Annotated in this window: 12 protein-coding genes; 8 read left to right on the top strand and 4 right to left on the bottom strand. The window is 39.0% G+C overall.

Annotation, left to right across the window (positions count from 1 at the left end; translation table 11 throughout):
• The first annotated feature begins 9 nt into the window (after positions 1-9).
• From MKZ11_RS00415 to MKZ11_RS00400, 4 genes are all read left to right on the top strand, one after another.
• Positions 10-1,668, top strand: coding sequence for a sensor histidine kinase (locus MKZ11_RS00415; protein ID WP_340792107.1), 1,659 nt, complete (start codon positions 10-12; stop codon positions 1,666-1,668).
• Positions 1,668-2,309 (top strand): response regulator transcription factor, encoded by a 642-nt coding sequence (locus tag MKZ11_RS00410; protein WP_340792106.1) that lies wholly within the window; start codon positions 1,668-1,670, stop codon positions 2,307-2,309. Before MKZ11_RS00415 ends, MKZ11_RS00410 begins: the two co-directional genes overlap by 1 nt.
• Positions 2,310-2,582: 273 nt before the next feature.
• Positions 2,583-3,446, top strand: coding sequence for a YitT family protein (locus tag MKZ11_RS00405; RefSeq protein WP_340792105.1), 864 nt, complete (start codon positions 2,583-2,585; stop codon positions 3,444-3,446).
• Positions 3,447-3,995: 549 nt separating this feature from the next.
• A complete protein-coding gene (locus MKZ11_RS00400; RefSeq protein ID WP_340792104.1) occupies positions 3,996-5,867 on the top strand; it encodes an SEC-C metal-binding domain-containing protein in 1,872 nt (623 codons plus the stop codon).
• A gap of 180 nt (positions 5,868-6,047) precedes the next feature.
• Here the strand turns inward: MKZ11_RS00400 and MKZ11_RS00395 are convergent, their stop codons facing one another.
• On the bottom strand, positions 6,048-7,091 hold the full coding sequence (locus MKZ11_RS00395) for an IS30 family transposase (protein ID WP_445327017.1): 1,044 nt from the start codon (positions 7,089-7,091) through the stop codon (positions 6,048-6,050).
• Between the two features lie 209 nt (positions 7,092-7,300).
• Here MKZ11_RS00395 and MKZ11_RS00390 point away from each other — a divergent pair, with 209 nt between their 5' ends.
• Positions 7,301-7,777, top strand: coding sequence for a VOC family protein (locus tag MKZ11_RS00390; protein ID WP_340792102.1), 477 nt, complete (start codon positions 7,301-7,303; stop codon positions 7,775-7,777).
• A 121-nt stretch (positions 7,778-7,898) separates the two neighbouring features.
• On the opposite strand, the gene MKZ11_RS00385 is transcribed toward MKZ11_RS00390, so the two are convergent.
• The 3 genes from MKZ11_RS00385 to MKZ11_RS00375 all read right to left on the bottom strand — a co-directional run bounded on the left by MKZ11_RS00385 (position 7,899) and on the right by MKZ11_RS00375 (position 9,496).
• Complete coding sequence (locus MKZ11_RS00385) at positions 7,899-8,375, bottom strand: VanZ family protein (protein WP_340792101.1); 477 nt, start codon at positions 8,373-8,375, stop codon at positions 7,899-7,901.
• A gap of 207 nt (positions 8,376-8,582) precedes the next feature.
• Positions 8,583-8,870, bottom strand: a complete 288-nt coding sequence (locus tag MKZ11_RS00380; protein ID WP_340792100.1) for a hypothetical protein — start codon at positions 8,868-8,870, stop codon at positions 8,583-8,585.
• 233 nt (positions 8,871-9,103) lie between these two features.
• Positions 9,104-9,496, bottom strand: coding sequence for a helix-turn-helix domain-containing protein (locus MKZ11_RS00375; protein ID WP_340792099.1), 393 nt, complete (start codon positions 9,494-9,496; stop codon positions 9,104-9,106).
• 781 nt (positions 9,497-10,277) lie between these two features.
• On the opposite strand from MKZ11_RS00375, the gene MKZ11_RS00370 reads away from it, so the two are divergent.
• The 3 genes from MKZ11_RS00370 (at position 10,278) to MKZ11_RS00360 (ending at position 14,951) form a co-directional block, all read left to right on the top strand.
• The gene (locus tag MKZ11_RS00370; RefSeq protein ID WP_340792098.1) at positions 10,278-11,732 is read left to right on the top strand and encodes a polysaccharide deacetylase family protein; all 1,455 of its coding nucleotides are present in this window, start codon (positions 10,278-10,280) and stop codon (positions 11,730-11,732) included.
• 18 nt (positions 11,733-11,750) lie between these two features.
• On the top strand, positions 11,751-13,070 hold the full coding sequence (locus MKZ11_RS00365) for a nucleotide sugar dehydrogenase (protein ID WP_340792097.1): 1,320 nt from the start codon (positions 11,751-11,753) through the stop codon (positions 13,068-13,070).
• Positions 13,071-13,157: 87 nt separating this feature from the next.
• Positions 13,158-14,951, top strand: a complete 1,794-nt coding sequence (locus MKZ11_RS00360; protein ID WP_340796870.1) for a glycosyltransferase family 2 protein — start codon at positions 13,158-13,160, stop codon at positions 14,949-14,951.
• Positions 14,952-14,962 lie beyond the last annotated feature (11 nt).

Here is a 14,962-nt window from a genome sequence, read left to right as displayed (position 1 = left end):
TCCAGTAAAGTGAATTTATTGTTTTTATATCGATATAGTTCACTTGTATTAACCTCTATCTTTTTTTTACTAGGTCCGCAATCTCCCTTGCTTTTTAAAGCCGGAGTAATCATCTCACTCGGTATTGCAGCCTGGGTTACGACTAACTTACAAAAAAAATATTTAAGAAATAACGCAATTCTAAAGTCAATCGTGTTGGCTGAAACCATCGGATTGACTCTGTTGTTAATGCCCACTGGTGGTATTTCAAGTCCGTTTATATGGTATGCACTTAATCCGGTTCTTATGGCAGCGAGTTTTCTAACGCCTTTATTTTGTTGGGCAGCCCTGTCCTTCTATCTTGGAAGTGCCACAATAATTGCTTATACTCTATTTCATGGTGCTGATATGATAGTAATTTTGGAGGAGAAGTCATACTTTTATCTTGTTTGTTTACTAACAACATTGCTTGTCAGGTTATTCACAGGATTAACATCAGAGTTGGATATAAAAGCTGCTGTATTGAAAGCCAAGCAAGAAGAACTTTTATATGTAAATAAAAAACTAATCGAAACGAATGATAAATACCAAGATACACTGGAGCATATCATGTCCCTTTACCACTTGATGGATAACTTTTCTTCTGAAAAGAGCCCTCAGATGCTAATTAAAGAAATAACTACATCTATAATCAAGTGTTCGCAAAGTGATGAAGCTTTCTTTTGGTTAACAGATTTAAACCAACAAAATAGTCTTATTGCCACTATACCAAATAACAGAGGCATAGAAACCGGACTTAAAAAGGAATGGAACGCTATACGAGGTAAGAGAGAACCATTCATCGGTAAAGTTAATAATGAATTATACGGGATGAAAGTAATTAGAACTTCCAATAACGTTGGTGTTTTAGGCATTAAGATTTCCAGTTCCAATGAAGCAGAAGAGGCATTTCACCTAAACCGTACTTTTGAGTTTTTAGGTGAGCTAAGTGAAATGATGTTAGAGAGAATATATATGGATTTAATGAAGGATCAAATGATCGTTATAGAAGAACAGAATCGTATCGCCAATGAAATCCATGACAGTGTTTCCCAAAGATTGTTCGGTATTGTTTATTCCCTTCATAGTTTACAAGTAAAAAGTCGAGCTATGACAAGTGAAGAATTGAATGAAGAGTATCAATTTCTTTCACAATCTGCAAATACTACAATTAAGGAACTTCGGTCTACCATCTATCGACTGAGCTCCATGAAGAAAGGCCAGAAACCTTATCTTGTCCGTTTGAAAAAGTATTTGGAAGAATACTCGCGACTAAATGATGTACAAGTTGACTGCCAAATAATTGGTGATGAAACGTTGATTTCAGATGAATTAAAGGAAGCCCTTTATAGAATTGTTTGTGAAACTTGCGGAAATGCGGTACGTCATGGGAGATGTACTGCTATTGAATTAAGGTTATCTTTAGTAGATGAGAAAACAGTATTAATCATTCGAGATGACGGGATTGGATTCAATTTGGATGATTACACGAACAAGAAGGAAAAAGGAATCGGGTTCATTAATATAAAAAACATTGTAAGTTCTTTCGTAGGAACATTTTCAATAGCCGGATTAAACGGTTTAGGGACAGAAATACAAATCGAAATTCCAAACATAAAAATGCTCAAGAAGGAAGAGGTCATTGGATAATGCGAATTGTTCTTGTTGACGATCATCCATTAGTTAGAAAAGGACTAGCATCAATACTTTCTTTAGACGGGACAATGGAGGTTCTTGGAGAAGCGGCAAATAGTAGGGAGGCGTTGACTCTATTTCGCACGGCTAAACCTGATTTAGCCATTGTTGATCTTCGATTAGCGAACGAGTCCGGTTTGGAATTGATTACAGAAGCGAAACAACATGGAGTAAATTGCAAATTCGTTGTGCTCACTTCATCGACAGAAGAGCTTGACTTCAAGCGGGCAAAAGAAATAGGAGTGGATGGCTATGTTTTAAAAGAAGCATTGCCTGAGGAACTGATACATGCCTTGCAAATTATAAATAAAGGCAGAAAGTATTATGATCCCGGTGTATTTGATCTAATGATGAAACCTGGATTGCCGCCTAAAGATGATGGGCATATCGAACAGCTAACTCCAAAAGAAAAGGAAGTATTACTTGAACTTGGCATGGGACATTCCAATAAACAAATATCACAGACCTTGTATATAACGGAATATACCGTAAAAAAGCATGTGAGCCAGATATTGGCAAAACTAGAATTAAACGATAGAACGCATGCCGCACTATATGCTAATGTAAAAGGTTTAGTAACATATGTCGTTAGTTAAAATTGTTCCCACAAGGTTTTCAACCGTGTGGGAACCTTTTTTTTCGATGGGAAGTGTCAAACAATTGGTGGATTAGTATCTAATATATTTTTTTGTCCGCACTAGTCTTTTAATACTTACAAAAATGGGGGTTTTTCGAATCGTTTGATGTGGCAATAATGTTACTATCATTCATTTTTCTGACCTATGCCGTTCATTCATGATTTACAAGAAAGGAGTAAAAGAGGATAATAAGTACTACATAATTTGATGATAAAGGACTGTACTTTATTTATGAAAAAACAGCATAAAAAGGAAACACCTATGCATTTTGTTTTTCGCTACCTGTTCATTATGGTAGGGGCGACGATGGCGGCCGCCGCTATTGAACTATTTCTTGTGCCAAATGCCATTATTGATGGCGGCATCATCGGGATTTCGCTGATTTTAACTTTTTTAACGGGCATCCCATTCGGTTTACTCATCTTGCTGATCAACTTGCCGTTCCTTTTCTTCGGCTATAAGTACATTGGAAAAACCTTCTTCATATCTTCCTCTTTTGCGATTGTTGTGCTTGCACTTGTGGAAATTCCGCTTAAATCAGTTGACCCATTTGTAACGGATCCACTTCTCGCGACTGTCTTTGGGGGACTGTTGTTAGGGGCAGGCGTCGGACTAGTCATTCGAAATGGCGGGGCGCTCGATGGGTCGGAGATACTTGGTATTTTATTGACGAAAAGAATTCCATTCTCTGTTGGCGAGTTTGTAATGTTTTTCAATATCTTCATCTTTGGTTGGGCAGGGTTTGTACTAGGCTGGTCTCAGGCAATGTACTCAATTCTGACCTACTATATCGCATCCAAAGCAATCGATGCCGTCATTCAAGGACTGGATGATACAAAAGCGGTAATTATTGTTTCGGATGAATACGAGGAACTCGGCAATGCCATCAACGAACGCCTTGGCAGAAGCATTACGAACCTTAAAGGAAGCGGCGGCTATAATAGTAGCGAAAAAGATGTTATTTACGTCGTTATCACGCGATTAGAAATAAGTAAACTGAAACAAATTGTCCATGAAGTTGATGCGCAAGCATTTTTAACCATCATGAATACCCAAGAAGCACATGGTGGGCAGTTTAAATCAGCGATTCACTAAAGCTTTATTGATATGTATTGGAGAATTGTGTCTGAATTGACTGGGTGACTGTCACCAAGTCAATTAATATAGGTAATTTTATGACCTTATAGAATAGAAAGGACCCAGCGATTTTGATGATCGCTGGGTTTTTCGTTTATTTGAGTGAATGTCTGATACACATTTTATGGCATCTTACATAATTCATGAATGTCAAACAGGCTTTGTTGTTGTACAATGGACATGGGCATCTCTCCAGTCTGTTATGTATGTGTCGTAACTTACATTATACAGAATTTGGGGAGGTGCTCTATTTTTATGTCTTGAAAGTCCTGGTGCGTAAGGGTTCGTGATTATGAAATTAGCTCAACTAATGAATTATAACACTTTCGTCAACAAATAATTTAATTTGAAATTACCTGCTTGACGTATTATTAAGGCAATAAACAATAATTACTTGTTAATAAAAGTGAAATAGAAAGAACTAATTTCATGACCTGACAGGTAAGCATCAATTTTATACAGTTTAGCTGATTTTTGATATAGTTAGACGAAAAGGACGTGCTTTTAATGATTGGACGGAATGATCCCTGCTTATGCGGAAGCGGGAAGAAATATAAAAAATGTTGTGCGTTGAAAAATGAACTATCTAGTGAGGCGCTTATTGAAGAAGAGCTTGAGCGGATTATATCAAGCTTTTATAGAAATGCATTGGACAGCCCCGCGGATACTGCGGAGTTGGAACGTTATGAGAGAGCATGGAATAGAAAACTCGGTGGAAGTTTGGATTCCGGCACAATTGAGCAAGTGGTTGCTGAATATTTTCTGTTCGTCGCGCGACGTGATTTGTGGAGAAGGCATTTAGTGAAAGTGCTTAACGGTTCTATTCGTTCTGCAACGCATGCGGTATTGGAGACGTGGAAAAATCCGATTGTGCTATTCGGAAAAGTGAAGGATATTAAAGAAAATCATTTCCTTGTAGATGAAGTACTTGGACATCTGACTTATCGTGTAAATCTCGCCGAAGGAATGAAAGTAGAAGAAAATCTACTTGTCTTTGGAGTCGTGCTGCCTGATAGCAGAAACCATGAAACTGGCGTCCGTATCCTTGATGGGTTGACGTTTATTTATGACACGAACGGAGAGTTTGCGCAGAGTATAGCGTCGATGGCAGAAACGAGTGGCGCAGATAATAGTTACGATTTTTTTAAAACACATATGCTAGATATTCATAAAGCAATTATAGATCGGGAAATGAATAGCATGAATGATTTAGTGGATAATGAACTTTCTCCGGAGCAGCAAGAAGTAATGGTCATTCTTGAAAATGAATTGAACCGTCTCAATCTGCCAGGCAAACTTCTTGAATTCACCAAGATGATTGCCATTCGTTATTTATTAAATGAACAAGTGGTTTTTCGGAAGCCTGAAATTGTTGCTGCTGCTGTTTTTAAGGTTGCCTATGATTATGAGTTGTTCGGCGACCAATGGTATTCGCAAACGGATATTGCAAAAATGTTCGGTGTTTCTGTCGGTTCAATGATGAAGCATGCAGACGTACTTTACGATGTCATTGCTGAGCTGGCCGAAAGTCTAGAGAACCATGCAAATTCTGACTCTGACTTTACTGCTGCCTACTGGATTGGAACTGATCCGTGGATGACAGAACGTGTGAATTGGGAAACGTACTGCAAAATGTCAACCATGGATTTTGATACGTTTGAAGCAACACAAAACTATTTGAATGCAACAATGAATGAACCATTTAAACCAAGTGGTCAGAAGCAGCAAGCGCAAGCGTTTGCTTATAATGCATACGAAGCTGAAAGTAATGGGGAACGTTATCGCCTTGCAAAAAAAGCCTATGCGCACGACGTTGAAAATGTGGATGCGGTATTGCTGCAAGCTGAAATGGCGACTGCGGATGATGATGCAGAACGACTTTATCAAAAAGCGATTAAACTTGGGGAAGCCCAGTTTGACCCAGAACCTGAGATTACGTGGGGGCTCGTGACAAATCGGCCTTATATGCGCGCCATTTTTGCGTTTGGCATTTGGTTTTATGAACATGAACAATTTGGAAAAGCAGCAGAATTGTTTAAAAGATTATTGACGATAAACCCCACTGACAACCAAGGTGCACGTTATGTAGCCATTTCGGCTTTCGTTTATGACGGAAATTATTCGAAAGCAAAGAGGGTTTTGGAGGAGTATGAAGAAGGAACAGACTATGATGCACCTTACTTGTTTTTGAAATGGTTGGTTGAATCAGAACGCGCTGAAGAAGAGGTGGATTTGGAATTCCTGCATGTAGCAGTACAAGCGAATCCATTGGTCGCGCATTTAATTGAAGACGACGCACCGAGATTACCGTACCCGGTACAAGCTTCCATTACGCCAGGATCGATGGAGGAAGCGCAGTATATATGGTGGTTATTATGAAAAAGTATCCTTTCCTCAATGATGTGGGGGAAGGATACTTTTAAATTTGCATTAATTATTTTGGACCCAAATTGCAATATTAACTTAGCCACTTAGATAAAATCCCGTGTATTTAGTAAAATGCATATTTAACATCCACCCTAGAAAGCGGATTTTGACCTTGGCTTTGATTTTATGACGTTAGACTAGTTTGGCTAATTCTTGTTCAAAAACAACTGCCGGCTGTTGATAGTTTAGGATCTTTCTTGGTAGGTTGTTGAGCGTCTGATAAATACGTTTTATTGTTTCCCTAGAGTAATCTGAAATCGCTTTCCCTTTAGGGATGTAGCGTCTAAGAAGTCCATTATGTCGCTCGTTGGAACCTCTTTCATAGGAAGCGTAAGGTCTAGCGAAATAGACATCCGTGATGCCCTCTAAACTCGCTGTTAAATTGGAAAACTCACTTCCATTATCAGAAGTAATTGTCTTGAATACTTTGGGGAAGAGTTCCCCGTAAAAGTTCTGTAATTGTTTTATACCGTGGTCAACCGAATCGCTGTCTTGATCGTCAATTTTGATTGCGTAATAGAATCTACTTTTACGTTCAATGATGGTCAGTAGTGCATTGTCATCTGACTTCTTACCTTCTACGGTATCAATTTCCCAGTGACCGAATTCCTCTCTATCTTCAATATCAAGTGGACGTTCCGCAATACTTGTGCCCAAAATCCTACGATGTTTTCGGACGCGTTTCGTCTTCGTGTTTAGCTTTGTTTTCATAGGTAGATCAATGTTTCGAACGCTCAATAAACACTGATCAATGTAGTTATAAAGGGTTTTGGTGGACACCATAGGCTTGTCTATCCAATCGTTTTGGTGTTTTGAAAATCCGACCACCACGTCAGGAGACCAATCCTGATTCATGATTTTTTCACAAGCAAAATCAACAAATTCGATGGCTTTCAGCAGTTTACTTTTCGCACCACAATTCATTCTATTTCGTTCATACACAGCCTGCCCTGTTTCGGGGAAGTAGGCCGTATAGGGCTTTCTTCCAGTCTTAAGTTGCGTCGTTGTTCCACGCTTAAGTTCATTTGCAATCGTTTGGTGGGCGCGTCCCAAGCGTCTGGCGATTTCTCGGTTAGAACGTCCTTCTTTATGTAACGCGGAAATCTTTCCACGCTCAAAAGAAGTAAGGTGTTTAAACTTACGTTTTTGTATGGTATTCTGTGGGTGTGCCATTATAAAACTTCCTCTCATTGTTAGTCTGCTAACTTCAATGATACACGAAATTTTATAATGGCATTTTTTTGTCTGAATTTAGGTGGCTAAGTTGATTGTACAACTAGCCTAATTATTTTGGATTCTCGTTTTCGTGATGGGGGTGTAAGTGCATCCACGAAATTGTTTGCCGCTAATCTGCAAAGGGAAGTTATAATGCAGGAGGGATTCACATGGTAGCAATTACACATATTGGTTTAGTTGTACCTGACTTGGAGTCTGCTATTAACTGGTACGGAAAAGTATTGGGATTTAAATTAATAGCAGGACCCTATTCATTTCAAGCAAAAGATGAGAAGAAACATAATATGACAAATGACTTACTAGGCGAACAGATCAAGAAAATGCGGAATGCTCATATGACATCAGATAACCAAGTAGGAATAGAACTTTTTGAATTTCAGGAACCGAAAATGAGAAATAACAAACCGAATGATTATGGAGGCTATTTTCATATTTGCTTAATAGCGGATGATATCGAAAAACTAGCTGAAGAAATTGCGGCTACAGGCGGAAAAAGACGAAGTGAAATATGGAATACATGGAAAGGGAAGCCCTATTATTTAGTCTATTGCGAAGATCCCTATGGGAATATTATAGAACTTTATAGCCACAGTACAGAAAATATGTATGCTAATAAAGAAAAGTAAGGGGAGCTATCATTTGCTCAATAACAGGAGATTTCAAATTGTGTCAGAATTGTCTAGGTGACTGTCACCCTCGTCCTACGCCCGTCCTTCCGCCAAAAAGCAAGAATCCGCTGTGCACATCTTAGCGTTTTCTTGCTTTTTTGGGACGTTTCGTCAATAAAAACAGCCTTAAGAGGAGGAGGAATGTAATAGCTCCTGTCATATCGAGCAGAACGTCTTGAAGAGTGGGTGTTCTTCCGCTTGTCAACGACTGATGATATTCATCCCCGATGGCCAGTAAAAGCGTAATCCAGGTGGCGTTCAGTAGACGAAACGTATGTGTAGGCAACATCAAGTAGATGACGGATGCGATAAAACCAAACGTAAAGAAATGAGCGCCTTTTCTGAGAAGGAATTCAACAAAGGGATAATAACCCCGCTCCTCAATTGAAATCATTTTGCCCCAATAAGGCACGTGCAAATTAGACAGGGATGATTTAAGCGGCTCCCCGGGCAGCCACTTTTCCAGTGTCGGAATGAGCGATTGCTGCTCAGGCGTTTGCCCGGAAGAAAAGAATAAAATACCTAGTAGAATGGTCAAAATAAGGAGTTTTTTCATATACAGATTGTACCATATGGGATGATGGAATACTCGGGGCAGAAGCTTTAAAGTGAAAGCAAACGTATTGAACTACGGGTTTGAAGTTAACTAAACAATAAAATCCTGATGCCTACTATTGCATGTCGGTAGATTCCTACACTATGTGTACCAAGCTAGGTACACATAGTCCAGTGTTCATTTATAACGGCAATGGCATCCAGTGAACTAGCAGACTACTTCTGATTCCAGTGCTAGTTCTACTGTGGAAAGTTGCAGGTTTGAAAAGTAAAGATCATAGTCAGGCTCATACCGTAAAGGGATTTTTTCCCCATTATCGTCTATAAACATCATTTTCTCATAATGGATATGGCCTATATTGATTGAAAATGTATGGCAGTCATTTTGGACATGTACATGGGAGAAGTGAAGAATGTCATAAATAATAGATGATAACTCTTTATAATCTAAAAAAATATGGTGTTTATTCAACATATACGCTTTAATTTCTGTCACCCCGTTTAATATTTTTGTGAGCCAATTAGTACAATTACAGGAAATTGATTGTAAAAATAGAAAGGGAATTCCACTTGTCTCCTTTAAAATAATAAAACCGCATCTGCCTATATCATATAGGAATGCGGTTAGCCTGACTATTGAGGAATGTTAGTATTCAGATAAATGATTGCGACTCTTTACGGACTAAAATAGAAAGTAGCTAAATTAGTTGAGAAGTTGAAAGGGAAATCTTAGCTTCGTTCTTTTAAGCCTAATATTGTTTTTAGGAAAGCAGTGAGCGCGACTTTATCAGACTCGTGAAGTTTATTACCTTGAAAGGTAACGTGCATTTTTAAGATAGTTTCCAACTCAAATGGTTCCTCACTCTTATTAGCGCTTGTTGAATAATGTTTTTTTATGGCTTCAGTTTGTTCTGGAAGAAATCCAGCAAGTATTAAAAGTTCATTTACATCCGCCTCCAAAGGGGTTGCGAGGGAATAGACGGACTCTCTTGATGGGTTGTACCTGCCCTTTTCCAGCGATGCGATAAAAGAATAACTTAAGTTTGAGCGTTCAGCTAAATAGCGTAATGTCATTTTTTTTTGTTCACGTAATTTGCGAATCTGGATTCCAAAGGCATTCATTTATTTTCACATCCCAGTCTATGAACTTTGTGCTTTTTGTTTAGTTTAAGCAAAATATAAAATCTCTTATTGTAAAAACCTGTGAAAGGGGATAGTTCTTAACTAGACTCCAGCGCTTACTTATAGGAAGTGGGCCACATAGCGAGAAGGGTTTAAACTACATCCCTCTTTATTGCCGTAAATTGCAGCGAGCTTAGACTTACTTTCATTATACTAGACGATTGCGCAATTGCTCTTATGAGTTATATGAAAAACCTCTTAAAACATAGTAGGACTGAAGTAATGTCCGCGCTGCCGAAAAAAGGGTGTCTCTTCTTTCCTAGTAAATCACTTGTCTTTATAATAGCCCATAAATGTAACAAATAATAGAGAATCGCTGAAAGAATGAAGAAATCTTGGCGAATAGAGAAGCTTTGTGCACTATTCTGACTTACAAAAGAACCTGATATACGTCCCATAAAACAATCGGAATCAGATAAGAGAAATAATTGTGTTGACAGAAAGAACAAGGGGGGCTAATATGTGTTGTGTAGCGAAACAAAAATATTGGAAAGGAAATGTATGCTGTAGTATTTGTGGGAGCCAAAATAAAAAATCCCTTTAATTCAGCCATAATGCGCCATTTTTTTAATTAAAATGTTTTGTTAAACAACACAAGTAATTAGGTTTAAAAGGATAGAAAGTATAAAATTCCGATATGAAACTGTGCCTAGGCTACGTTCATTTGTATGAGAGTCTCACGCTTTTCATACTCCGGAAAAGGAAAGTGCAGGTGAGGGGAATGGGCATTACAAGAGGGAAGCTTTACAAATGCCTGATTTTGATTATTGGGCTTGCCACAATTTCAGGGTGTGGGAGATTTGCGAGTCAAAAGGAATATGGCGAAGGTAAGTATGAATCAGTTCAATCTTTTGAGGATGTTGCTCGGTACACAGGTAAGATGCGCGATGTATTTTCATACGTTTACACAACAAGAAAGGAGTTGGCTCTGACCTTCAATGGCATGGGGGATATGGAAACAATCAGCGAATTATTGGACGCACTTGATAGGCACCATGAAATAAAGGCAACCTTTTTCCTCCCGGGAATACGCGTGGCGGAAGAACCAAAGATTGCAAAAATGATTTTAGCGAGAGGTCATGAAATTGAAAGTAATACGTTGAATCAACTGGACTTAAGTGATATGAGTTACGAACAGGTTTACAAAGAAATCCAGTTAAGCAACGAAGTGATAGAAAGAGAGACAGGTGTGTCGCCTCGTTATTTGCGAACGAAATCAGGTGACTATACAAACGATATCCGTTTAATTGCTGCACAACTAGGTATGGATGCGGTCATTCATTACAGCATCAATCCTAAAGATCGAGATATGAAGGATGCGAAAAGTATTGGGGACTATGTAAAAAGATATATCACACGGGGGGCGATCATTTCATTAAATACAGATATTAATCCTGAAGTGGTTGCATCTATTGAATACATTTCAAAGGCTGCAGAGGAAATTAACTACACATTTGTACCTCTTCATGAATTGATAGCAAATGGCAGTGAAAGAAAGCCGTTAAATGAAATAGCTGGGTTTGACGCTATTAAGATCGACATGAATTATCATCAAAAAGTGCCAAATCTTTTCCACAAAGCAACCACAGATGAAAAAGTGATTGCATTAACATTTGACGACTGGGCCAGTGATAAAACCGTTACAGAAATTTTGGCTATTTTGGCGGAATATGAGGTGAAGTCGACGTTCTTTTTAATTGGGAAAGGCGTGGAAAAAAATCCGAACCTAGCGCGGGCTATTTTTGAGGAAGGTCATGAAGTTGCGAGTCATTCCTATAGCCATCAAGTCGTCATGACGATGACACCGCAAGAAATGCAGGAAGATTTAGTGAAAAGCCACGAGGTTTTGACGGAAGCGATACAGCAGCAACCCACGCTGTTATTTAGACCGGCAACGGGTGCAATTGATGAGGAAACCGCAAAAATTGTTGCGGCTGTCGGTTATCCAGCGGTTGGACTGTACGATCTTACTTCTTTCGATTGGAATGTCAGCAATCAGGCAGAAGATATTGTACAGAGGGTTATGAGCCGAAAGAAACCTGGAAGTGTTATTGTCCTTCATATCCTTGATGAAACACATACGATTGAGGCTTTGCCGCTATTGATTGAAGGGTTAAAAAGAGAAGGCTATTCATTTTTGAAGATGTCTGAATTGATGGAGTTAGAGACCAACTAGATAGTGGGGATGGGTAGAATGATAGACAAATTATATGAAGACATCGTTGAGCATCAACAAAAAATTGCTGTTATTGGACTTGGATATGTAGGATTACCCGTGGCTATTGCTTTTGCAAAGAAAGTGAAAGTTGTCGGATTTGATGTTGACCAGAACAAAATCGACCGGTATCAAGAAGGTGTGGATATGACCGGGGATATCGGGGATGCCATCATTCGGGATTGCACAATAGAATTCACGGCAAATGAACAACAGTTGACAGATATCAAGTTTTTTATCATTGCAGTACCGACGCCGATTCAATGTGGAAATGTACCAGACTTAAAATTTGTTCAACATGCTAGTCGCATTGTGGGCAGAAAATTGACACCGGGAGCAGTCATTGTCTATGAGTCGACGGTCTATCCAGGTGTCACTGAAGACATTTGTATTCCAGTATTGGAAGAGGAGTCAGGCTTAACATACGGTGTCGATTTTAAAGTTGGCTATTCACCTGAACGTATTAATCCGGGAGACAAGGTTCATCGACTCGAGAATATTGTGAAAGTCGTATCAGGTAATGACGAGGAGACATTGCAATTTGTTGCGCAAATATACGAACTGATTATTGAAGCTGGGGTATATAGGGCTGAATGTATTAAAGTGGCAGAGGCTGCAAAAGTAATTGAGAATGCACAGCGGGATATTAATATCGCATTTATGAACGAACTCTCCATGCTTTTTAATCATATGAAAATTGATACGAAAGCTGTTCTTAAAGCGGCAGGAACAAAGTGGAACTTTCTAAATTTCACGCCGGGGCTTGTAGGTGGGCATTGTATTGGTATCGACCCATATTATTTAACATTTAAAGCAGAGGACTGTGGATATCGTTCGAAAATTATGTTAGCCGGACGACATATTAATGATGGCATGGGAAAATACGTTGCGCAGCATATTATCAAATCACTTGTCCAGCAAAGTCATGAACTGAAGAATGCGAGGATTGGAATTTTGGGTCTGGCATTTAAAGAAGATTGTCCGGACTTCCGTAATACAAAAGTGATCGATATTATTCAAGAACTAAAGGAATACGGTATAACCCTGATAATTGTAGATCCGCTTGTAGACGTAGCTCAGGTATATAAGGAGCATGGGATTGAGTTATCGCCCTTATCTGCTTTAAATAATATGAATGCCATTGCAGTAGCGGTTCCTCATAAGCAGTTTGTTGAGATGGATGTGACCGATTTTGCAAACATGTACTGTTCAAATGAAAAGAAAGTATTGTTTGATATTAAGGGCATATACGAAAGACGAGAATTTGAAGAAAGAGATTTTTATTACTGGAGTTTGTAAGTGAAGGGGGGAGAAAAAGTGTTGTTGGAAAAGGAGATAAAAGAAGTAGTAACTGTTCCCCTAGATGACGGACGACTTTTATCTAATATGCCAAATCTAAAAAAACATGGTCTGCTAGATGAATCAAGAGGAGGAGAAAGACGAACGGATTCGAATGATCAAAGAGACTCAAATGAGGTCAATCAATTAAGAAAGCTTGGTTTACGGTATGCGTGCGATTTTGACGTGTTAGTAATAGCGAAAGGGTTAAAAAAACGACAGGGCACGAAAGTGAAGTCGATTGATATTTCATCAACGGGCTTATTGGTTGAATTCAATCCTACCGCGAATCTTTTCAATGTAGGCGATACGGTTGAACTGCGGTTTGAAATACCTCCCGGCACGATGCCAGAAGGAATGGAATCCTCGGTGAAGATAGAAGCGATTGTCGATAGAGAATGTCAACACCAACACGATGGGCAAGAGATGTGGGTGGTTGCTTTTACATTCGTAAAGCCCTTAACTGATTACTTACAAAAAAAAAGATGGGGCTACACGACTCTGATTGCCAGTACATTATTGTTAATGGCCATACTATTCATCATTCTAATGCGTGTCGAAAGTGTTATCTATTTTAAATACAATAAGGTCCTCTATCTGTACAGTCTTTTGGCAGCTTCCTTCCTATTGACAAGGTATCTATTTGGGGCATTTTATCGAAACGTTAAGATAAACCCAGATTATACGCCAGGTGTTTCAATCATTATTCCTTGTTTTAATGAAGAAGAATGGATTCAAAGGACAATCATTAGCTGCATGAATCAAGATTATCCAATTGATAAGCTGGAGGTCATTGTGGTGGATGATCAATCAACAGATCGAACAGTTGAACAAATTTATAAAGCAGTTGAAGGGCTGAATAAAGAAGCGGAACATTATCTGACTAAAGACCGCTTACATGTACACGTTTTGAAAGAGAATGGCGGCAAGCGAGTTGCTTTAGTACAAGGGGTCGAAATGGCACAACATGATCTTGTTGTATTTGTAGATTCGGATAGTTTTTTAGAACCGAATGCAATAATAAACCTGGTTCAACCATTTCAAGATCCAAAAATGGGTGGAGTTGCAGGACGTACTGACGTTGAGAACAAATACACAAACTTCATAACAAAGTTACAGACCGTACGCTACTATATCGCTTTTCGAGTGATGAAAGCGGCTGAATCCTACTTTGACTGTGTGACTTGTTTGTCAGGCCCATTATCCTGCTATCGAAAAGAGTTGATTGTTAAACATACAGATGCGTGGCTGAATCAGAAATTTTTGGGACAGCCTGCAACCTTTGGAGATGATCGAAGTATGACAAACTATATCTTGAAAACACATCGAACAGGTTATCAGGATAAAGCTGTTTGTTCCACAATTGTCCCCTCACGTATTGGTGTATTTTTGAAACAACAAATGCGTTGGAAACGATCTTGGTTAAGGGAGTCACTTCGAGCAGGGACTTTCATATGGAGAAAGGAACTATTCATGGCATTCTTCTTCTACATTGGTCTCATCGTTCCAATCGCAGCTCCTATCATCGTACTTTACAACATGCTATACGTTCCGATTGTTTATGGAGTAATTCCTACAACGTTCATGATGGGGTTATTACTAATGGCGTTGCTCATGAGTTTGTCTTATCTATTCTTTAGAAAAAGTAAACTGTGGGTGTTCGGTTTTGTGTTCTGTGCGTTTTATGAACTCGTCCTGCTGTGGCAGATGCCTATCGCATGGGTGACTTTTTGGAAATCGACATGGGGGACGAGAGATACACCCCAAGACGTCGAAGCGAGGAATAAGAAGTTGGTGAAAAAACAAAAAAAGAACTCAATTGCTTTAAATTCCAGACAATGAGAGATTCTTGA

Source organism: Sporosarcina sp. FSL K6-1508 (assembly GCF_038007465.1).
Taxonomy (GTDB): domain Bacteria; phylum Bacillota; class Bacilli; order Bacillales_A; family Planococcaceae; genus Sporosarcina; species Sporosarcina psychrophila_B.
The sequence above is the reverse complement of the archived record's forward strand: the minus strand, read 5'-3'. Positions and strand labels throughout refer to the sequence as shown.